This is a genomic window from Candidatus Manganitrophaceae bacterium, assembly GCA_012960925.1.
In the GTDB taxonomy this organism is placed as follows: domain Bacteria; phylum Nitrospirota; class Nitrospiria; order SBBL01; family JAADHI01; genus DUAG01.
Genome location: DUAG01000012.1, coordinates 1 through 18,794, shown reverse-complemented (window position 1 = coordinate 18,794; position 18,794 = coordinate 1). Strand labels below are relative to the sequence as shown.

General features: G+C 49.7%; 23 protein-coding genes. 17 read left to right on the top strand and 6 right to left on the bottom strand.

The genetic code is table 11. The features are described from left to right. Window positions 1–15 precede the first annotated feature (15 nt). Window positions 16–402 (top strand): hypothetical protein, encoded by a 387-nt coding sequence (locus tag EYQ01_02220; protein HIE64630.1) that lies wholly within the window; start codon window positions 16–18, stop codon window positions 400–402. Window positions 403–471: 69 nt separating this feature from the next. Then, window positions 472–1,626: a sulfate adenylyltransferase gene (sat, locus tag EYQ01_02215; protein ID HIE64629.1), complete on the top strand. Its 1,155-nt coding sequence runs from the start codon at window positions 472–474 to the stop codon at window positions 1,624–1,626. A gap of 21 nt (window positions 1,627–1,647) precedes the next feature. On the opposite strand, the gene EYQ01_02210 is transcribed toward sat, so the two are convergent. From EYQ01_02210 to EYQ01_02195, 4 genes are all read right to left on the bottom strand, one after another. Continuing rightward, window positions 1,648–2,112, bottom strand: coding sequence for a DUF2059 domain-containing protein (locus EYQ01_02210; GenBank protein ID HIE64628.1), 465 nt, complete (start codon window positions 2,110–2,112; stop codon window positions 1,648–1,650). Window positions 2,113–2,143: 31 nt separating this feature from the next. Then, window positions 2,144–2,674, bottom strand: a complete 531-nt coding sequence (locus EYQ01_02205) for a helicase (protein HIE64627.1) — start codon at window positions 2,672–2,674, stop codon at window positions 2,144–2,146. A gap of 159 nt (window positions 2,675–2,833) precedes the next feature. Continuing rightward, window positions 2,834–3,172: a hypothetical protein gene (locus EYQ01_02200; protein HIE64626.1), complete on the bottom strand. Its 339-nt coding sequence runs from the start codon at window positions 3,170–3,172 to the stop codon at window positions 2,834–2,836. Window positions 3,173–3,356: 184 nt separating this feature from the next. Next, a complete protein-coding gene (locus tag EYQ01_02195; GenBank protein ID HIE64625.1) occupies window positions 3,357–3,671 on the bottom strand; it encodes a co-chaperone GroES in 315 nt (104 codons plus the stop codon). Between the two features lie 406 nt (window positions 3,672–4,077). Here EYQ01_02195 and EYQ01_02190 point away from each other — a divergent pair, with 406 nt between their 5' ends. Together EYQ01_02190 and higA are read left to right on the top strand one after the other, a co-directional pair. Then, the gene (locus tag EYQ01_02190; protein HIE64624.1) at window positions 4,078–4,356 is read left to right on the top strand and encodes a peptidase; all 279 of its coding nucleotides are present in this window, start codon (window positions 4,078–4,080) and stop codon (window positions 4,354–4,356) included. Between the two features lie 13 nt (window positions 4,357–4,369). Next, a complete protein-coding gene (gene higA, locus EYQ01_02185) occupies window positions 4,370–4,663 on the top strand; it encodes an addiction module antidote protein, HigA family (protein HIE64623.1) in 294 nt (97 codons plus the stop codon). A gap of 308 nt (window positions 4,664–4,971) precedes the next feature. Here the strand turns inward: higA and EYQ01_02180 are convergent, their stop codons facing one another. Beyond that, window positions 4,972–5,154, bottom strand: coding sequence for a hypothetical protein (locus EYQ01_02180; GenBank protein HIE64622.1), 183 nt, complete (start codon window positions 5,152–5,154; stop codon window positions 4,972–4,974). A gap of 133 nt (window positions 5,155–5,287) precedes the next feature. On the opposite strand from EYQ01_02180, the gene EYQ01_02175 reads away from it, so the two are divergent. Then, window positions 5,288–5,587 (top strand): hypothetical protein, encoded by a 300-nt coding sequence (locus EYQ01_02175; protein ID HIE64621.1) that lies wholly within the window; start codon window positions 5,288–5,290, stop codon window positions 5,585–5,587. A gap of 706 nt (window positions 5,588–6,293) precedes the next feature. Here EYQ01_02175 and EYQ01_02170 read toward each other — a convergent pair. Beyond that, on the bottom strand, window positions 6,294–6,482 hold the full coding sequence (locus tag EYQ01_02170; protein HIE64620.1) for a twin-arginine translocase TatA/TatE family subunit: 189 nt from the start codon (window positions 6,480–6,482) through the stop codon (window positions 6,294–6,296). A gap of 676 nt (window positions 6,483–7,158) precedes the next feature. On the opposite strand from EYQ01_02170, the gene EYQ01_02165 reads away from it, so the two are divergent. The 12 genes from EYQ01_02165 (at window position 7,159) to ureG (ending at window position 18,581) form a co-directional block, all read left to right on the top strand. Then, window positions 7,159–8,109: a hypothetical protein gene (locus tag EYQ01_02165; GenBank protein ID HIE64619.1), complete on the top strand. Its 951-nt coding sequence runs from the start codon at window positions 7,159–7,161 to the stop codon at window positions 8,107–8,109. 21 nt (window positions 8,110–8,130) lie between these two features. Next, entirely contained in the window at window positions 8,131–8,937 is an 807-nt protein-coding gene (locus EYQ01_02160; GenBank protein ID HIE64618.1) for a hypothetical protein, read from the top strand. Window positions 8,938–8,996: 59 nt separating this feature from the next. Beyond that, window positions 8,997–10,361 (top strand): urea ABC transporter substrate-binding protein, encoded by a 1,365-nt coding sequence (urtA, locus tag EYQ01_02155; protein ID HIE64617.1) that lies wholly within the window; start codon window positions 8,997–8,999, stop codon window positions 10,359–10,361. Beyond that, the gene (urtB, locus tag EYQ01_02150) at window positions 10,294–12,144 is read left to right on the top strand and encodes an urea ABC transporter permease subunit UrtB (GenBank protein ID HIE64616.1); all 1,851 of its coding nucleotides are present in this window, start codon (window positions 10,294–10,296) and stop codon (window positions 12,142–12,144) included. Before urtA ends, urtB begins: the two co-directional genes overlap by 68 nt. Window positions 12,145–12,170: 26 nt before the next feature. Beyond that, entirely contained in the window at window positions 12,171–13,289 is a 1,119-nt protein-coding gene (gene urtC, locus EYQ01_02145; protein ID HIE64615.1) for an urea ABC transporter permease subunit UrtC, read from the top strand. A gap of 34 nt (window positions 13,290–13,323) precedes the next feature. Next, the gene (gene urtD / locus EYQ01_02140) at window positions 13,324–14,067 is read left to right on the top strand and encodes an urea ABC transporter ATP-binding protein UrtD (GenBank protein ID HIE64614.1); all 744 of its coding nucleotides are present in this window, start codon (window positions 13,324–13,326) and stop codon (window positions 14,065–14,067) included. A gap of 7 nt (window positions 14,068–14,074) precedes the next feature. Then, window positions 14,075–14,767, top strand: a complete 693-nt coding sequence (urtE, locus tag EYQ01_02135; protein ID HIE64613.1) for an urea ABC transporter ATP-binding subunit UrtE — start codon at window positions 14,075–14,077, stop codon at window positions 14,765–14,767. Between the two features lie 73 nt (window positions 14,768–14,840). Next, a complete protein-coding gene (locus tag EYQ01_02130) occupies window positions 14,841–15,143 on the top strand; it encodes an urease subunit gamma (GenBank protein ID HIE64612.1) in 303 nt (100 codons plus the stop codon). Between the two features lie 9 nt (window positions 15,144–15,152). Continuing rightward, on the top strand, window positions 15,153–15,524 hold the full coding sequence (gene ureB / locus EYQ01_02125; protein ID HIE64611.1) for an urease subunit beta: 372 nt from the start codon (window positions 15,153–15,155) through the stop codon (window positions 15,522–15,524). Further along, window positions 15,521–17,239: an urease subunit alpha gene (ureC, locus tag EYQ01_02120; protein ID HIE64610.1), complete on the top strand. Its 1,719-nt coding sequence runs from the start codon at window positions 15,521–15,523 to the stop codon at window positions 17,237–17,239. Before ureB ends, ureC begins: the two co-directional genes overlap by 4 nt. 2 nt (window positions 17,240–17,241) lie before the next feature. After that, entirely contained in the window at window positions 17,242–17,964 is a 723-nt protein-coding gene (locus EYQ01_02115; protein HIE64609.1) for a hypothetical protein, read from the top strand. Then, window positions 17,961–18,581 (top strand): urease accessory protein UreG, encoded by a 621-nt coding sequence (gene ureG / locus EYQ01_02110; protein ID HIE64608.1) that lies wholly within the window; start codon window positions 17,961–17,963, stop codon window positions 18,579–18,581. Before EYQ01_02115 ends, ureG begins: the two co-directional genes overlap by 4 nt. Window positions 18,582–18,794: the final 213 nt, after the last annotated feature.

Below are 18,794 nucleotides of genomic sequence, written 5' to 3'. Positions count from 1 at the left end.
ATTTAGGAGGAGCAGATGCCTGTTTGGGTTGACCCGGAAAAATGTAACGGCTGTAATGGATCGAGCCAGCCTCCCTGTTTGAGGATGTGTCCCGGTGATTTGATTGTGAAGGACCATGCGGAGAACAAGGCTTACCTGAAATATCCGGAGGATTGCTGGGATTGTCTCCCCTGCGTCAAGGTCTGCCCTGAGGAAGCGATTGAATTTCACCTTTCCTTCCAGTTTGGGTCGAAGGGGGCAAGGCTGATCCCGCATGTTCCCAAAAAAGGGAACCAGATTACCTGGGAAGCCATTGATCTGAAAGGGAATAAAGAGGTTTTCACCATCCGGACAAAAATCATGCAGGTTGCGCTGGATGAAAAGGTGGAAGGGGGAGCCGAGGCCATCGACTTCTCAATATAAATATCGGTAGATATGGCGTCGTTATCTTTATCATACGAAATCACACGAATACTTTCACAGGAGAATAGCATGAGTATTTCAATCCCCCATGGGGGAAAATTAATCAGCCGCTTTGTCGATTCCAACGAAGTGGAGCCCTTGACCCGCAAGGCTGAAGGCCTGGAAAAAATTGTCCTGACCCCGCGAGAGGTCTCTGACCTTGAACTGATTGCAACCGGCGCATTCTCCCCTCTCGAAGGGTTCATGGGGAGCGACGATTACCACCATGTTCTCCAAGAAATGCGTCTGAAAAACGGTCTGCCCTGGAGCCTTCCGATTACACTTTCAGTGACGACAGAGGAAGCGGCCTCTCTCAAAGAAGGCGCGGAGGTCGCACTTTCTCAGGAAACAGGTTCCTCGCTCGCTATTTTAAAGATCGCAGAGATCTTTCCTTTCGATAAGGAAATGGAAGCCTTGGCCGCCTACGGAACCAACGACCTGTCTCACCCGGGCGTGGCCTACACGCATTCCCTGGGTGATCTTCTCCTTGGGGGCAGGATTACCATGCTGCGGCGTCCGTCGGGTCAGCCTTTTCAGGAGCACCGGCTTGAGCCGGTTCAAACCAGGAAGCTTTTTGAAGAGAGAGGTTGGAAAAGGATTGTGGCATTTCAGACACGCAACCCGGTCCATCGCGCGCATGAATATATCCAGAAGTGTGCCCTGGAGATTACCGACGGGCTTCTTCTCCATCCAATCGTGGGTGAGACGAAAGAGGGGGATATCCCGGCTGATGTCCGGATGGATTGCTACAAGGTCCTGCTCGAAAACTACTACCCGAAAGACCGAACGGTCCTCAGCGTTTTTCCTGCCGCGATGCGCTACGCCGGCCCGAGGGAGGCGATCTTTCACGCCATCTGCCGGAAAAATTACGGGGTGACTCACTTTATTGTCGGTCGGGACCATGCCGGGGTTGGCAACTTTTACGGAACCTACGAAGCACAACAAATCTTTAAAGAATATGATGAGGGAGAACTCGGTATCCGAACCCTCTTTTTCGAGCATACTTTTTTCTGCAAGCCCTGTCTCGGGATGATCTCGGCGAAAACCTGTCCGCATGATCCGAGTGAGCGCATCACCCTTTCCGGGACAAAGGTGAGGGAAATGCTTAAGGACGGGATTCGGCCTCCGCTGGAGTTTACCCGGCCCGAGGTGGCCGACATCTTGATCAAGGCCATGTGTAGATAGGTTTTTTGTAACTGTTTGTATCTACTTGAGCTTTTTCAGGTCTGTCTCCTGGAGTTTCCTTGTCATCTCCATGCGCAATTCTGCTCCCCACTGACGACCCGCGTTCATGGTTTCACGCGTAATCTGGGGCAGTTTGTCCAATAGCCTTTCCCCTGCAGGGCTTTTGTAAAAATCAATGATCGCCTGCATCTCTTCGACACTCAGGTGTTTCACGTAAATGGGGATGATCAGAAGGACAAGGTCGTCAGGATTTGTTCCCGCCTTAAAGTTTTCCCAGAATTGATCCGGAATGTCGGGCATTCTCTTTTGCTGCAATCCGACCATCTGTTCAATCACCCGTGAACCGAATTGGTCCGCTCCAGAGCTCTCAATCAACTGACGGGCCACCGCTTCGGCCTTTCCTCCTCCTTCATCGGCCTTAGCCGGTCCGTGACTGATGAACAATAAAGCGAGTGCCATCAAAAGAAGAGACCCTGTTTTTCTCATTCGATACTCCTTGATTCAAGTGTTGCTTCCCTTACCAGTTTACTTCGACTTGTCTTGACTGGCCCGCTTTATCAGTGCAGTATATGAACTTGTTTTTACATCCGAAGAGATGTAAATCCCGTGTGATGCGTACATCTTCTTTACAATAGATCGCGATATCTGCAAAACGGCCTTCCTGATACCAGCGAACGGCCTGGAGCCCTTCGGCCATTTTTCCCGATCCCAGGGTCGCTTGTGCCAGGTTTTCAAGTTTGGGGCGAAAGCCCAATATTAAATGGAGGTCGGCCATGAGGTCCAGCGTGGGAAGTAAGGATAAATCGCGATCGGTATAGGCCGACATGACCGTATAATCAAATCCAAGAAGATTATACCCGATGACGCAATCGGCACTGGAAAGTTCAGAGAGGAGTGCCGGCATGTCTTCCTCTTCAAATCCCCTGAAGCAGGCCTCCTTTGTGGAGTAGGTCACTGCAAAAGAAACACGCATCAGATGCTTGTTCCCCCATCCGCCCACATCCGCAGCACTCTTCTGCGTTTCCAGATCAAAATAAACACTGTTCATGGTCATCTCAGCCTATTCAGGTCCTTACTCCCAGATCGACACTCTAGGAAATAAGACTTCATCCTGTCAAGTGAAATGGGGGGCAGGGTCAAGTCGAGTACGACCAGTCGAATCCGCCCTCGTTCCTTACTAAAGATTTCCAGTGCCTGATCCCCATCCTCAGCAAGTAGTGCCGTATATCTGCGTCTCCAGGATTACTTTGCTCAATTCACGAATGGGTTCATCGTCATCGACAATCATGATTGTTTCAGTCTCGGTGGCGGGCGGTTTACCGGACTCACTTGTGACCTTTGTGACAACAGGATCTTTTGTCCGAGGGAGATAGATCAAAGAAGTCGTTCCTTTGTCTTGGGCGGTCTCCAGCCCGATCCACCCTCCATGTTTTTTTATGGTCCCGTAAGCGGAGGTCAGGCCGAGACCAGTTCCACGGCCGATCTCCTTGGTCGTGGAAAAAGGCTCAATTCCCGTTTTGATTGCTAATGTCCCATTGTGTATCATGGCGATGGAGGCACGAGCGACTCCAAGAGGATCGGCAACGGGATAGGAAAACTAATCGATGTCAGCCGCAGCGGAATGAGGATAGAAACAACGAGAGAAATAGCCGTTAAAGAGGAGTTCCGGGTGTACATCCCGATGGAAAGACTCCCTAGCGCCTTTAGGCACATCTGATCCCTGTGTGGCCTTACCCGACGAGCCCCAAAATGTCATCTTCCCGCACGATCAACAGTTCCTCCCCGTCGTCCTCAACTTTGTTTCCGGCGTATTTATCGTAGTAGACACGATCACCGGGTTTCACCACGGTCGGCTCAAATTTCTTCTCAATGACTTTTCCTTTTTTGTCCTTCTCTTCTTTTATGCGTCCCGGTCCGATGGACAGCACTTCTCCGATTTGTGGTTTATCCTTGGCGGCATCGGGGATAAAGATTCCTCCGCCCGATTGTTCCTTTTCCTGATCGGGGCGGATTACCGCCCAGTTGTTCAATGCTCGAATCTTCATGGTCTCCTCCATTTTAAATTTTTGGTGCCCCCGGGGTGATTCGAACACCCGACACACGATTTAGGAAAGCACCCCACCCTCCCTACTCCAGCCTACTCCAACCAACTAAAACCAACTCCAGCAAAGAGTTACGAAAAAGGCCTAAATTGGCTGGAGTAGGCTAGAATAGGCCTGAGGGTGTTTGAGTTGAGCACAAAATGAGCACAAAATCAAATTGTAAGAGTTCTTTGTGGACGGATTCGATTGAATGCTTGGTTATGGGTTTTTTGGGGGGAATTAAAGGTCTGTCCTCCTAATTCGCGTAGTTTACTCTGGAGAACTCTATTTTTAAATGCCCCAATTATATGGGAGGGTTACAATATAATCTGCATTGACAACCGTACATGAACAGTGCACACTATTATAAATGATAAAGAGCATTAAACATCGAGGTTTGAAGCGGTGGTTTTACAAGGAGGACCCATCCGGTCTGACCCCGCACCTTGTCCCGGTTATTGATGATATTTTGGCCCGCTTAAATGTGGCCGGAGATATAAAAGCAATGAACCTTCCTGGATGGAACCTGCACCCGTTAAAGGGAGACCTCAAAGGGTTTTGGAGCGTAAAGGTAACAGGGAACTGGAGAATTGTGTTTCGTTTTGAAGGTGGTAGCGCTTTGGATGTCAATATGATTGATTACCATTAAAAAGGAGAACACTATGGGACTGCATAATCCTCCTCATCCGGGTCGTTCGATCAGACGGGATTGTCTTGAGGCTCTTGGCCTCACGGTCACCGATGGGGCAAAAGCATTAGGAATTACTCGGCATATGCTGTCGAGGATCATTAATGGCCAGGCGGGTATTTCCCCGGAAATGGCTGTGAGACTAGAGAAAGCTTTTGGCGGGACCGCCCAAAGCTGGTTAGCTCTTCAGCAGGCATATGACCTTGCGCAGGTGGAACGGGGTAAGATCAAAGTCACTCCTGCAGGGAAGTCTATGGTTGAGGTGTGAGTGTAGGTGACTAAATCTTATAAGAGGTATTATGCGCAACACTAGACCTTCGCCCAACAATTTTATTCCTTGGTTGCATAGGCAATACCGTTTCAGACACTTTTATATCGCTCGACAATATTTGCGACAGAACCGAATTGTTCATTCTTTTGAAATGTCCCGCCCTTTCCCGACTATAATCGTCACAAGCAATTGAAATAATTAGGAAATTAGCTTTGAGGGGGTGCACGCTCTGCGGTGAAGTACATCGGATAGCCATGCGGAAAAACCGCATGCACAGTTTGATGAGGGAAGCCTGAGGAAACGGATCAGGGCAGGGCCGCTCCAGCACTGGTTACGGCACCTCTGAACCGTTTGATGTCCCGCCGGACCTGGCCGATTACGGCGTGGGCCCGTCCCTTCGCCAATTGGTTCTTCGCATCCGTGATCAGGAATTGACTGGTTCTGTCGCAAAAAACAAATAACCGGTATTTTATGTCGTGCAGAGGCATCCTAAGCCATTGATATAACTGCGTATGCTTTATCAGTATTAGGTCTTAAATCGACATTTGCGACAGAACCGGATTACCAGATCACCCGGGAGACACTTGAAAAAAAGTTTTAAAGTCATCTCGACGGAAGGAGATGGCGGAAGTTGCGGTTAGAGTAGGCAAGGGATCGATTCGAGTAGTCTGCAAAGCCTTGGGGATTAGTGAAGCCTGTTCCCGCTATCAGACAAAAAATGATGGGGAGAATGGGTTTATCGCAGACTGGCTATTGCGGTTGATCACCACCCACCGGACCCGGGGACTTGGGCTGGGTTTTCTCTGCCTGCGTAATGTGAAAGGGTATGGATACAACCACAAGCGCGTATACCGTATTTACGGAGAGTTAGAGTTGATCCTCAGGATAAACCAGAAGCCCTGGCGGTTCCTCGTCAGATGAACGAAACCTGGTCAATGGATTTTATGCATGATCGACTTAATGATGGGCGAAGTTTTAGGATATTCAACGTAATTGATGACTATAATCGGGTGGCGGGAAAAACCCAGAACGGTCCGTCATGAATGGCTGAATCAGCTACGACTTTCCATGATGATTGTATTCACGATGTGACATAATTCTGAGGCTTTATAGGGTTTTGTCACCACGCCGCTGAACCCATATTTCCGATAATGAGCCACGATGGGTGTATTGGTATACCCACTAGACACAATGGCTTTGACAGCCGGATCAATTTTAAGCAGCTTCTGAAGGGTTTCTTCGGTTCTGTCGCAAAAAACAAATAATCGGTATTTTATGTCGTGCAGAGGCATCCTAAGTAATTGACATAACTTCGTATGCTTTATCGGTATTAGGTCGTAAATCGAACTTTGCGACAGAACCGAAATTAAAGATCTGTCCTCCTTCTTCGCGTAGTTTACGCTGGAGGACTCTATTTCAAGGACCCCTAGATATAAGGGAGCTTTACAATACCAGTGAGCAGGAAAAACGTTGGCCAATGAACTTCAGTCAGTGACATTCAGCCAATACTGGATTTTGTTGCGATCAGGCCAGAGACCAATCCCGATTAATATTCACCCAGGCGTGTCCGCGAGGATACGTTTCTTGTGTAGGCGATTTTTAGTAAAAGAAGGGGATATGGGTTATCTCAATGTTTTTTTTCTTTTTGGTAAATGATAGAAGGATCATCGGCTTCATCTAATTCAGAGATGCCTTTCTTAAACCCTCGAATGGCCTTTCCAAGCCCTGTCCCAATCTCTGGTAATTTGCCTGCTCCAAAGAAGACAAGAACGATCATAAAGATAATTAAAAGCTCCGGAAACCCAAGTCCAAACATACGATCCCTCCCGATCAGAACGATATTGCGTATTATTAAAGATCAAACAAAAGCACGCTGTTTAATCTCAGCCAATAAGTTATAAGGGGAATAACCAGCAATGTCAAATTATTCTCATAATCCGGAACGGCCCAAAAATATGTTGTCCATGTGGCTCTCATATTAGAAGGTATGGTGATGACGCCCGCAACCCATAGCGTGGTCTTTTTATGAGGTCATCTGATCTTGCACCATAATTGCTATCACATATTTAGAAAGGAGAAAAAAACTTGACAATTATTACAGAGCATCGTATATAAGGCTCACAAAAGGTGACTTAATGAATTTGGGGTCTTTTGAGTTCAGACGGTAACCAATCGGCGGTGATTACAATGGAGTAGTTGCCCGTGACCGGCGATGATGCCACGTCTTTTCTTTAATGAGAAATGTGGCATTTTTTTGTTCTATATAGATCATGATAGAAATTGCAGCAGGTTACGTCGGTGTAATCGAAGCTGTATGGCAAAGATGCCATGTCTCACCCTATGGGGAGGATATGGCATTTTTTTGGCGTACCTGATCTATGAACCTTACAAAAACATTCGAGGAGGAAGTAAGCAGACACAGAATCAGACTGTTGCTGGCATGTATCGTTTAAAATCACGAAAAATTTAACTCAGGCAGGAGGAAGAACATAATGGAGATCGGAAAGAAGGTTTTGATGTTGGTAAGCGTTATCATCATTGGTTTCGCAATGAGCACAACCTCTATTTATGCAGGCGACGTATCGGTTAGCGGATTTGCCGACCTAGTCTATACGATTACGGATGAGAAAATCCCAGTCGACCCAAACAATGAAAGAGCATTCACGATCGATGGAGAGGTCGATTTTATGGCAGATCGCGGTCCCGTTTCGGTACGCTTGGACCTCGATATTAATAAGGGCGCACCCACAGCCGAGACCCCTCTAACAGTAGAACAGGTCTTCTTTAGCTTGCCCGTTGGGATGGTTACGGTCACAGGTGGAAAGTTCAATACCTTGATCGGATTTGAAGGTCCCGACGCGCCCGGCCTCCTTCAGACCAGCTATGGGCAATTGGGTGGACCTTTGGGTACTGCAGGCGCCTTGGGCTTGACGGGCGTCATGGTCACAGGGAAAATGGGGATGGCTGAAGTCGATGTATTCGTAAAACAGACCAAGGGCGATTTCGGCGCACAAGTTCGCTTGGCTCCGTTTGAAGGGGTGGGTCTATCCGTCGGATATGTTCAGACAGCCGACGTTGTCGGGGTTGATGCACTCGATATCCTGGATGTCATTGCAACTTGGAAAGGCGACACGGCGGTCGGAGCCCTTCTTGTGGCTGGGGAATATGTGGATGATGACGAATTGAGCGGCTGGGGAATATGGGTCAACACGACCCAGGGGCCTTACGGGCTGACCTTGCGGTATGATTCCCTCGACTGTGATCTCGCGGGGCCAAACTGTTTAGTGGTTCCCGTGACCTCGACCACGATGACGGTTGCTGGATCCTATGCCGTGAATGACAATCTCAGTACCATACTAGAATGGTATACATTGGACCCTAATGACAGTGTGGCTGGCGATGATACGGATTTGGTCACCTTGGAGGCCATCGTCACATTCTAAAAGAGGAGCAGACTGAACAAGATGCATGGCCTTCTGGATGTCACATTTGAGCGAAAGGGAGAGAAGACCGTCGCACGGGTGATGCGTCAGCGGGCACCCCTCAAGGTGCTCAGACCCTTCTATCCTGAAGGGGCCTCTCCCGCCCATCTCTATATTCTCAATGTAGCGGGAGGAGTCCTGGCGGGAGATCAGATGGAGGTGTCCCTCCATCTTGAGAGCGGGGCGGAGGGTTTAGTGGCCGTGCCTTCAGCGACGAAGGTTTATTCTATGCCCTCCGGGGAGGGAAGACAGAAAGTCTGTTTCAGGATCGGGGCTGGGGCGGTTCTCGAGTATCTTCCGGAACCGCTTCTTCCTTTTTCGGAATCGGCATTCCTCCAGGAGACAAATATCTTTCTCGAAGAGGGGGCCACACTCTTTTGGTCCGACATTCTGGGACCCGGGAGATCAGGAAGCGGCGAATCATTCGGGTATCGTCTTTACGATAACCGAGTGAAAATAAAGGACAATGAAGGCTTGATCTCGCAAGAGTCTTTTTGTCTGATGCCTAGGGACAGACCTCTTAATGTAGGGGGGGTGATGGGGGAGTACAGCCATTTGGGATCAATCTATATTTTTTGCAAGGATGAATTGCTTGAAGGTCTTCTGAACAGAATTCGATCTCTTGAAGAAGACCTGTCTTGGGGTGTCAGTTTATTAACGCGTCGTGGACTTGTTGTGCGGGCTCTTGCCCACGATACGCCCGTTCTCCAGGATTTTTTCGTAAAGATTTGGAGCCTGTTCCGAAGAAGGGTTCTGGGACGTTCACTCCCGCCAGTCCGTAAGTATTGACGGAAGAGTGTTAATGCTCAGGTCAAACACAATGGTGACATAAAAAACAGGAGACGCAAATGTCAGAAAAAAAGGACAAAGATATAATCCAGGGGATAGGAGAAATAATCAATAAGAAGGTTGATCGGCGGAAGTTTCTAAAGCAGTCCGCAATGGCTGCAGCAGGACTCGCCGCAACGGGCTTGTTTGGAGGGCTTAGTTTTCCTCACCTTGTTCGGGCTGCGAAGGGATCCGGGCCGATCAAGATTGGTATCCTTCATTCTCTGAGTGGAACGATGGCGATCAGTGAGGTTTCATTGCGGGATGTGGTTTTGATGGCCGTGGAGGAAATCAATGCCAAAGGCGGGGTGATGGGGCGAAAACTCGAGCCCGTGGTTGTCGATCCGGCCTCCGACTGGGATCTCTTTGCTGAAAAAGCGAAGGGACTTCTTTTGCAGGATAAGGTTTCCGTCGTATTTGGTTGTTGGACCTCCGTGAGCCGGAAGTCAGTTCTTCCGGTCTTTGAAAAGAACAACGGGCTCCTCTTTTACCCGGTTCAGTATGAAGGGGAAGAGTGTTCGCGAAATGTATTCTACACGGGTGCCGCAGTGAACCAGCAGGCCATTCCGGCGGTGGAGTACCTCATGAGCCGGGATGGAGGCGGATACAAGAAGTTCTACCTCCTGGGGACCGACTATGTCTATCCCCGAACGACCAATAAGATCCTTCGTGCGATGCTGTTGGCGAAAAAGGTCCCTGCGGCCAATATCAAGGAGGAGTACACGCCTTTCCATCACCAGGACTACCAAACCATCGTTCAGAAGATCAAGGCGTTTTCAAGAGGGGGCGGTGCCTGCGTGATCAGTACCATTAACGGAGACAGCAATGTCCCCTTTTACAAGGAGTTCGCAAATAAGGGGCTCACATCGGGTGATGTTCCGATTATGGCCTTTAGCGTGGCCGAAGATGAACTTCGGGGAATGGATACAAGTTCTCTGGTGGGTCACTTGGCCGCCTGGAATTACTATCAATCGGTCAAGACACCTCAAAACAAAAAGTTCGTCGCTGCCTTTAAGTCCTATTGTAAGAGAAAAGGCCTCCCGGGTGGGAGCAGTCGGGTCACCGATGATCCGATTGAGGCTGCATATTTTGGCGTCTACCTCTGGAAGCAGGCCGTGGAAAAAGCGCAGACCACTGAAGTCAATGCCGTTCGCAAGGCCGCCTATGGTCAGAAATTCCTGGCCCCTGGCGGCATGGTGAAGTTGGATGAGCGAAACCATCACACCCACAAGCCGGTATTGATTGGAGAGATCCGAAAAGACGGTCAGTTCCGGGTGATCTGGAAAACAAAAGGGCTGGTTAAACCGGAACCCTGGAGTGAATATACCAATCCGGATAAAGGTTGTGATTGGGTTGACCATGAAGGGACCTTTAAAAAAGTATAATCATGTGACTGGAAGTTCTGAAAAAACAGGCGCTTTGGTCAAGTCCGTAATAAGATGGGTCAGCATGTCCCCCCGATTCATGCTGATCTTCCTTCTGCCAGTTTTTATTCAGGCGGGCAGAGGAGGTGTTTCCCCTTCGGCTTTTGCAAGCGAAGCCGGGGTGGGAACACCCGTTACGGTGTCTTCCTTGATATTCGATCTGGGAAACCCGGATGATATACTGCGGGAAGAAGCCCTTTTTGCCTTGGGAAGATCGGGTGACCCGAATGTGCTTCCTGTACTGGAGGCCTTGCGGGCGGGGAACCTATACACTTGGATTGATCCCGGGGGTGAACGCCGCACGGTCATCACACGAGACCTGGTGGATCAGGATGGACAACAACTTTATCTCTTGATTGACCCCTACCGCTTCAATTCCATTCTTGATGAACAAGGCCGCGCGATTCATGTGGCGGAAGAAGCCTTGGAAGAGATTTATCTGGGTCGGCGGTTGCGGATCCAAATAAATCCTTTGCTGGATCGACTTCGGCTTTTTAGCCCTGATGCGCCGATCCGGGAATCTGCTGCGATCCGCTTGGGTCTTTCTGGTGATCCGGAAATACTGGGTCTGCTGGACCAGGTCTTAGAAAAGGAGAGTGACCGCTGGGTCCAGTTTGCATTAAACGAAGCAAGAGGGCTGGTTTTACTCCAGGACGATAATGCGTCTGTCCGTAAACAGGCGGCTGTGCGCCTTGGGGAAATACACGCTGTGAATGCTGTTCCTGCAATGAAGGAGCGTATCCTAGGATATGACGAGGGGGAATCTGAAGAAAAAGAGTTCGCGGTAGTGAAGGCCATCAAAGAATCGATCCAGAAGATTACAAAGTGGGACCGTTTTGCCAGACTTATGGAGACGATTTTTAGCGGCGTAAGTTTGAGTTCCATCCTCCTGCTTGTCGCGCTTGGATTGGCGATTAATTTTGGTTTGATGGGTGTGATCAATATGGCGCATGGCGAACTGATGATGCTGGGGGCCTATACCACGTATGTGATTCAGGAATTATTTACCGCTTATCTTCCCGTAGAGACCCAGGACTTCTATTTTCTGATGGCGATTCCGCTCGCCTTTATTGTCTCGGCCCTTTTTGGCCTGGTCTTGGAGAAGTCGATTATTCGTCACCTTTATGGTCGTCCCTTGGAAACCCTCCTTGCGACGTGGGGGATCAGCCTGATCCTGCAGCAGGGGGTCCGCCAAATTTTCGGGGCGGCCAATGTCGATGTGGCGAGCCCCAGCTGGCTGAGCGGAGGCCTTCGGTTGGCGGTCGGCATTCAATTTCCCTACAATCGCCTTTTTATTATTTTTTTAAGTCTTGTCTCCGTGATCGGGATATACGGCCTGGTCTTGCGTTCGTCCGTCGGGCTTAAGATTCGGGCGGTCACACAAAATCGCCGTATGAGTGCATGCATGGGGATTTCGACAGAAAAGGTGGATGCGTGGACATTTGCCCTCGGTGCCGGGTTGGCCGGGATGGCTGGTTCTGCCTTGACGCTGATCGGGAACGTCGGACCCGATCTCGGTCAGAATTATATCGTCGATTCATTTTTGATTGTGGTTGCCGGAGGAGTGGGTAAACTGGTCGGTACCGTCGGTGCTGCATTTGGCATCGGAGGTCTTAATAAATTACTTGAACCCGGATTCGGGGCAATCTATGCCAAGGTGATTATCCTTATAATCGTCATCCTTTTCCTCCAGGTCAGACCCTCAGGTCTCTTCCCGGCAAAAGGTCGTAGTGTTGATCTTTAGCGGGAAATTGCTTTAAGATAGGCGCCATGTCGAATCGATTTTCCGGTCGAACATTTCAATGGGCTTTCATCCTCTGCATGCTTTGGGGCGGACTCTTGCTCTTGAACATCCTTCCCAACAAAGAGTCATTCTTTTATCTCTCGTTTTTTAAGCTCAACATTTTTGGAAAGTATATGGCCTACGCCATCTTGGCCTTGGGGATTGATCTCCTGTGGGGATACACAGGAATCTTGAGCCTCGGGCATGGCGTTTTTTTTGGCCTGGGTGCGTATTGCATGGGCATGCATCTGATGCTTTCTATTGGTGCAGATGGGGTCTATCAGAGTAGTCTCCCTGATTTTATGGTCTGGAACCAGGTTGAGTCCCTTCCCTTTTTTTGGCAGCCTTTCTCCAGTTTTTGGTTCTCAATGATTGCGGTCGTGATGGTTCCTGCCTTTTTTGCGCTTATATTCGGTTTTTTGACCTTTCGGAGCCGGATTCGTGGTGTCTATTTTGCCATTATCACGCAAGCCCTTGCGATGACCGTATGGCTGTTGTTCAACCAGAACTCCTTGAATCTCGGGGGAACCAATGGCTTAACCGACTTTAAAACGATTCTGGGGCACCCTCTCAGCGAGACGACAACGCAGCGGGCACTCTTTGCGGCCACGGGGATTGCCCTGGTTTTTGCCTTTCTTCTTTGCCGATGGATCACCCGATCCCGTTTGGGAAAGGTGCTCGTGGCCATTCGGGAAAACGAAGGGCGAATCCGATTTTCCGGGTATTCCCCCTCACGATACAAGTTATTTGTCTTTGTCATCTCTGCAGGGTTAGCAGGATTGGCAGGGGCTCTTTATGTTCCGCAGGTTGGGATTATTACGCCTGGACAAATTGGAGTGCTTCCCTCTATTGAGATGGTGATCTGGGTCGCGGTGGGGGGGCGCGGGACCCTCATCGGCGCAATTCTGGGTGCGGTTGGGGTCAATTGGTTTCGTAGCTTCCTGACCGGGAGTTATCCCGATTTGTGGCTCTATTTTTTGGGATCTCTGTTTGTCGGCGTCGTCTTATTCTTCCCAGGCGGAATGTGGGAAGTTGTTGGTAAAGTGAGGAAATACGCTTCAGGCCGTTTTAAAAGACGGCGTATTATTACACCACAGACAGACTAGGTAAGATCTTAATGGACGTAAACATAACAACCGGATGAATGAAACAATATTATATGTCGAGGGAGTCACAGTCAGTTTTGAGGGATTTAAAGCCCTTCGAAATCTGAGTTTTATGATGGAGGAAGGGGAGCTTCGTGTTGTGATCGGGCCGAACGGCGCAGGCAAAACGACGCTACTCGATGTGATCTGTGGGAAGGTGAGACCCACGTCTGGACGGGTCATTTTTGAGCAAGATACCGACCTCCTCCCCCTGCGGGAGGAAGACATTGCCAACCTGGGTATCGGTCGAAAGTTTCAGGCTCCCTCCGTGTATACGAGCCTCAGTGTTATTGAAAACATCGAACTTTCCTTGAATCGCAAAAAGGGGGTCTTCAACTCCCTCTTCGGCAGAATCACACCCTCCCAACGGGGAAAGATCTCTGCGACCCTGGAAACAGTTGGCCTTTTTAGAAAGAAAGATGTCATTGCAGGATCTCTTTCTCACGGGGAAAAGCAGTGGCTTGAGATCGGAATGGTTATCATTCAGGAACCCAGAGTCATGTTGGTGGATGAACCTGTGGCGGGGATGACCGACCATGAAACGGAGAAAACGGGGGTTCTGCTGGAAAACATTGCAAAGGAACGGTCTGTATTGGTCATTGAACATGACATGGCTTTTGTCAGGCAGATTGCAAGAAAAGTAACCGTCCTCCATGAAGGGAGCGTTTTGTTCGAAGGAACCGTGGACGAGGTTCAGAATCATCCCAAGGTGAGAGAGGTATACCTGGGTAGAGGATAATCAAGCCATGTTGAAAATAGACCACCTCCATGTTGTTTATGGAGAGAGCCTCATCCTTCGGGATGTGAACCTTGAGGTTGCAAAGGGCCGGGTTGTTTGCCTGATAGGCCGCAATGGTGTCGGGAAGACAACCTTGTTGAAAAGCATCATGGGGCTTCTTATTCCAAAATCAGGGGAGGTCCTTTATAACGGGGAAGATATTACCGACCGGAGGCCGGATGAGCGGTCCCTGCAGGGGATCGGCTATGTGCCTCAGGGGCGGGAGATTTTTCCGCAACTCACGGTAAGAGAGAATCTGGTTTTGGGACTGGCTGCAAGGGGAGAGAAGAGCCGATCTGTTCCGGAAGAAGTCTATGAGCTGTTCCCTGCACTGAAGGATCTTCTCGGTCGTCGCGGCGGAGACCTGAGCGGGGGGCAACAACAACAGTTGGCCATCGGGCGTGTGCTTGTTTTGCGCCCTCAATTACTCCTTTTGGATGAACCCACCGAAGGGATTCAGCCGTCTATTATCGATGAGATCGAAGACGCAATACACAGAATCAAAAAGTCCGGGGTTTCGATTCTTCTTGTTGAGCAGTATCTGCAATTTGCATGGCGTCTTGCAGATGAATACTATGTTATGGAAAAAGGGACGATCATTTCAAAGGGGTCGACGGAATCTTTAAGCGAGGAGGATGTGAAACATCATCTGACCGTTTGAGGAGTCCACGGCGTAAATCCAATTTAATAAGCAACAAGATGAGGATGGTCCCACAATTTGAGGAGAGGAATGAATGCACTTAACACCGCGTGAACAGGACAAGTTGTTGGTTTATCTGGCAGGACAACTCGCGCGTGACCGAAAGGGACGGGGTCTTAAGCTGAATCACCCGGAGGCGCTTGCATTGATTACCGCAGAGGTGTTGGAGAAAATACGGGAAGGGATGCCCGTTTCAGAACTGATGACCTATGGTGCGGGGATTTTAAGCCGCGATGATGTCATGGAGGGAATCCCGGAAATGATCCCCGAGGTGCAGGTTGAAGGGACCTTTCCTGATGGCACAAAATTAGTCACGATCCATGAACCGATTCGCTAGGAGGAGACATTGATACCAGGTGAATACATTCTCGCAGAGGGAGATATTGAGGCGAATACCGGACGGGAGACGGCTGAAATCACCGTGACGAATACCGGGGACCGCCCTATCCAGGTCGGGTCTCACTTTCATTTTTTTGAAGCCAACCGTGCCCTTGCTTTTGACCGGAAAAAATCCTTTGGGATGCGCTTGAATATCCCTTCAGGGACCGCCGTCCGCTTCGAGCCCGGGGAGAAAAAACGGGTTATTCTGGTACGGCTCGGTGGACACCGAAAGGTATTCGGTTTAAATGGCCTCACCGATGGAGATACCGATGAGGCCTCAAGGGGGGCCGCTTTAACCCGAGCACGTGAAAAAAAGTTTGAAATGGAGGGGAAATGACTTTAAAAATTACCCGCAAAGCCTATGCTGAAATGTTCGGCCCTACCCTTGGAGACCGTGTCCGGCTGGCCGACACCGATCTTTGGATTGAGGTGGAAAAGGATTACACACATTACGGGGACGAATGTAAGTTTGGTGGAGGGAAAGTCTTACGTGATGGGATGGGGCAAGCGGCGAAAGGGATACACTCGGACGGGATTCTCGACCTTGTCATTACGAATGCCCTGGTCCTTGATCATAGCGGTGTTTTTAAAGCCGATATTGGTATCCGGGAAGGGAGAATCACCGGAATTGGAAAAGCAGGCAACCCCGACATCATGGAGGGCGTGACCGAGGGGATGGTGGTTGGCGCGGGCACAGAAGCCATCGCAGGAGAAGGGATGATTCTTACGGCAGGGGGGATTGATAATCATATCCATTTTATATCGCCTCAACAAATTGAAGAAGCGATCACTTCTGGAATCACGACGATGATCGGTGGAGGCACAGGTCCGGCCACCGGGACCAAGGCAACCACCTGTACCCCCGGGCTTTGGAACATCCGACAGATGCTTCAGGCCGCCGACGGATTTCCGATTAACCTCGGATTTCTGGCAAAAGGGAACAGTTCCAGTGATGCCGCGCTTGAAGAGCAGATCGTCGCGGGAGCGCTAGGACTCAAACTCCATGAAGATTGGGGGAGTACACCTGCGACGATTGATACGGCCCTGACCGTGGCAGACCGCTTCGATGTACAGGTGGCCATTCACACGGACACCCTCAATGAAGCAGGCTTTGTCGAAACCACGACGGAGGCCTTTAAAGGGCGTACGATTCATACCTACCACACAGAAGGCGCGGGAGGAGGACATGCCCCTGATATTATTCGGCTCTGTGGCGAGCCGAATGTCTTGCCCGGTTCGACAAATCCGACACGGCCCTTTACCGTCAACACCATTGACGAACATCTGGACATGCTGATGGTATGTCACCATCTGAACCCCTCGCTTCCGGAAGATGTCGCCTTTGCAGATTCCCGTATCCGGCCAGAGACGATTGCGGCCGAAGATATCCTGCACGATCTTGGCGCATTCTCGATAATGGCATCCGATTCGCAGGCGATGGGGCGGGTGGGCGAGGTCATTCTGCGAACCTGGCAGACGGCCGACAAAATGAAGCGCCAGCGTGGACGTCTCTCAGAAGAAAAGGGAAACAATGACAACCTCAGGGCAAGGCGTTATATTGCGAAATACACCATAAATCCTGCGATAGCACAAGGGATTTCCCATGAAGTGGGTTCGGTTGAGACTGGAAAAATGGCCGACCTGATTCTCTGGCGTCCTGCTTTTTTTGGGGTCAAGCCGGAACTCATCATAAAAGGGGGAATGATTCTTCATGCGGCGATGGGAGACCCGAACGCATCGATCCCAACCCCCCAACCGGTACGGTATCGACCCATGTTTGGTGCGTTTGGCGGTGTCCCTTTTCATAATGCTGTTTCTTTTGTTTCTCTCTCCGGGATGGAAGCAAACATCAAAGAAAAGTTTCACTTAAAGAAAAAACTCGTTGCGGTCCAGAACTGCCGGGATATTGGAAAGAAAGATATGATCTTGAACAATAGTCTGCCCAAGATGGAAGTTAACCCGGAGACCTACGAGGTGAAGGCGGATGGGATTGTGCTCCGTTGTGAACCGGCTGATATGCTTTCAATGGCACAACGGTATTTTCTTTTCTAAAGATGATGACAACCTCTCATCTGAGCAGCAGGGCCCTCCTCTCCCTTTTGCAATGGAGCGACACCCTCTTCCCCAGCGGGGCATTCTCTCACTCTTTCGGTTTGGAGTCGGCGGTACAATCTGGGGAGGTTAAGGACGGTACCGACCTTTTAAGTTGGATCCGGATAAAAATGACCCACCAAATATTTCCCTGCGACCTGATCTTGCTCAGCCAAACCCATCATGCCGCGGAGAGTGGAACACCTGACAAGCCGGAGAAGGTCTTTCAACTCGATGCCATCGGATACGCAATTCGTCTGCCGAAAGAATTGCGGGAAGGAGGAAGTATGATTGCTTCGCGTTTCATTCAGACGGCCGAAGAACTCTATCCGGGGCCTTGGATTCAATCCTGGAGGACGTTCTTGTCAGAGGGAAAAATAAAAGGGGATCCCACTGTTGCTTTTGGCCTTGTGTCAGTAGGTGCAGGTATCCCCGTGCTGCCAACACTTTTGGCGTATCTTTACACCTTCACTTCGGGCCAAGTCTCAGCGGCACTTCGACTGCTCCCCATCGGTCAGATGGAGGGGCAACGCATTATCCATTCGGTACTGGATTGGGCTGAAAAGAGTGGAAAAATTAGCGAGGCAATAAACCATCCCGATAGAGAAGTATCGGCATTCATGCCAGCCGCAGAAATTGGATCGATGCAACACGAAAGATCAGGAATGCGTTTGTTTCAGTCATGAAGGAGAGAAAATTGAAATTTCCTATTCGTTTTGGAGTTGGAGGGCCGGTCGGGTCGGGCAAAACCGCCCTCATTGAAAAACTTTGTTTTGCCTTAAAAGACCGGATTAATCTTGCAGTGGTGACGAATGATATTTTCACGCAAGAAGATGCAGAATTCCTCATCAGATCAGGGGCACTTGAAAAAGAACGAATCATCGGTGTCGAAACAGGGGGTTGCCCCCACACAGCAATCCGTGAAGATGCCTCAGGCAATCTCCATGCGATTGAGCAACTCACAACCCGCTTTCATGGGTTGAAACTCCTCTTTGTGGAAAGTGGCGGTGATAACCTGGCAGCGACCTTCAGTCCTGAGTTGGCTGATCACACGATATACGTGATCGATGTGGCGGCAGGAGACAAAATTCCAAGAAAGGGGGGACCGGGGATCACCCGCTCAGACCTCCTCATTATCAATAAGATCGATTTAGCTCCTTATGTCGGAGCCGATCTTCAGGTCATGGATAGAGATTCATTAAAACAACGGGGAGATCGGCCGGTGATCCTTACAAACCTCAAGATCGGAACAGGGCTGGACAAAGTGGTGGCCTGGATCGATCAGCGCATTAGCTCTCTATGAGGTATAAAATAGGTTCTGTCGAAAAAAACAAATAATCGGTATTTTATGTCGGGAAGAGGCATCCTAAGTAATTGATATAACTGCGTATGCTTTATCGGTATTAGGTCGTAAATCGAACTTTGCGACAGAACCCCACAGAGTCCTTGGTTTGCCATTACAAAGGGGAACGATTAAGAAGAATCCCCCATCGGACATGGGATAAAATCTGTGAAC

Bases quoted from the DNA above. Each gene is read 5' to 3' on its own strand.
- EYQ01_02220 (HIE64630.1), top strand. From the start codon at position 16: ATGCCTGTTTGGGTTGACCCGGAAAAATGTAACGGCTGTAATGGATCG.
- sat (HIE64629.1), top strand. From the start codon at position 472: ATGAGTATTTCAATCCCCCATGGGGGAAAATTAATCAGCCGCTTTGTC.
- EYQ01_02210 (HIE64628.1), bottom strand. From the start codon at position 2,112: ATGAGAAAAACAGGGTCTCTTCTTTTGATGGCACTCGCTTTATTGTTC.
- EYQ01_02205 (HIE64627.1), bottom strand. From the start codon at position 2,674: ATGAACAGTGTTTATTTTGATCTGGAAACGCAGAAGAGTGCTGCGGAT.
- EYQ01_02200 (HIE64626.1), bottom strand. From the start codon at position 3,172: ATGATACACAATGGGACATTAGCAATCAAAACGGGAATTGAGCCTTTT.
- EYQ01_02195 (HIE64625.1), bottom strand. From the start codon at position 3,671: ATGAAGATTCGAGCATTGAACAACTGGGCGGTAATCCGCCCCGATCAG.
- EYQ01_02190 (HIE64624.1), top strand. From the start codon at position 4,078: ATGATAAAGAGCATTAAACATCGAGGTTTGAAGCGGTGGTTTTACAAG.
- higA (HIE64623.1), top strand. From the start codon at position 4,370: ATGGGACTGCATAATCCTCCTCATCCGGGTCGTTCGATCAGACGGGAT.
- EYQ01_02180 (HIE64622.1), bottom strand. From the start codon at position 5,154: ATGCCTCTGCACGACATAAAATACCGGTTATTTGTTTTTTGCGACAGA.
- EYQ01_02175 (HIE64621.1), top strand. From the start codon at position 5,288: ATGGCGGAAGTTGCGGTTAGAGTAGGCAAGGGATCGATTCGAGTAGTC.
- EYQ01_02170 (HIE64620.1), bottom strand. From the start codon at position 6,482: ATGTTTGGACTTGGGTTTCCGGAGCTTTTAATTATCTTTATGATCGTT.
- EYQ01_02165 (HIE64619.1), top strand. From the start codon at position 7,159: ATGGAGATCGGAAAGAAGGTTTTGATGTTGGTAAGCGTTATCATCATT.
- EYQ01_02160 (HIE64618.1), top strand. From the start codon at position 8,131: ATGCATGGCCTTCTGGATGTCACATTTGAGCGAAAGGGAGAGAAGACC.
- urtA (HIE64617.1), top strand. From the start codon at position 8,997: ATGTCAGAAAAAAAGGACAAAGATATAATCCAGGGGATAGGAGAAATA.
- urtC (HIE64615.1), top strand. From the start codon at position 12,171: ATGTCGAATCGATTTTCCGGTCGAACATTTCAATGGGCTTTCATCCTC.
- urtD (HIE64614.1), top strand. From the start codon at position 13,324: ATGAATGAAACAATATTATATGTCGAGGGAGTCACAGTCAGTTTTGAG.
- urtE (HIE64613.1), top strand. From the start codon at position 14,075: ATGTTGAAAATAGACCACCTCCATGTTGTTTATGGAGAGAGCCTCATC.
- EYQ01_02130 (HIE64612.1), top strand. From the start codon at position 14,841: ATGCACTTAACACCGCGTGAACAGGACAAGTTGTTGGTTTATCTGGCA.
- ureC (HIE64610.1), top strand. From the start codon at position 15,521: ATGACTTTAAAAATTACCCGCAAAGCCTATGCTGAAATGTTCGGCCCT.
- EYQ01_02115 (HIE64609.1), top strand. From the start codon at position 17,242: ATGATGACAACCTCTCATCTGAGCAGCAGGGCCCTCCTCTCCCTTTTG.
- ureG (HIE64608.1), top strand. From the start codon at position 17,961: ATGAAGGAGAGAAAATTGAAATTTCCTATTCGTTTTGGAGTTGGAGGG.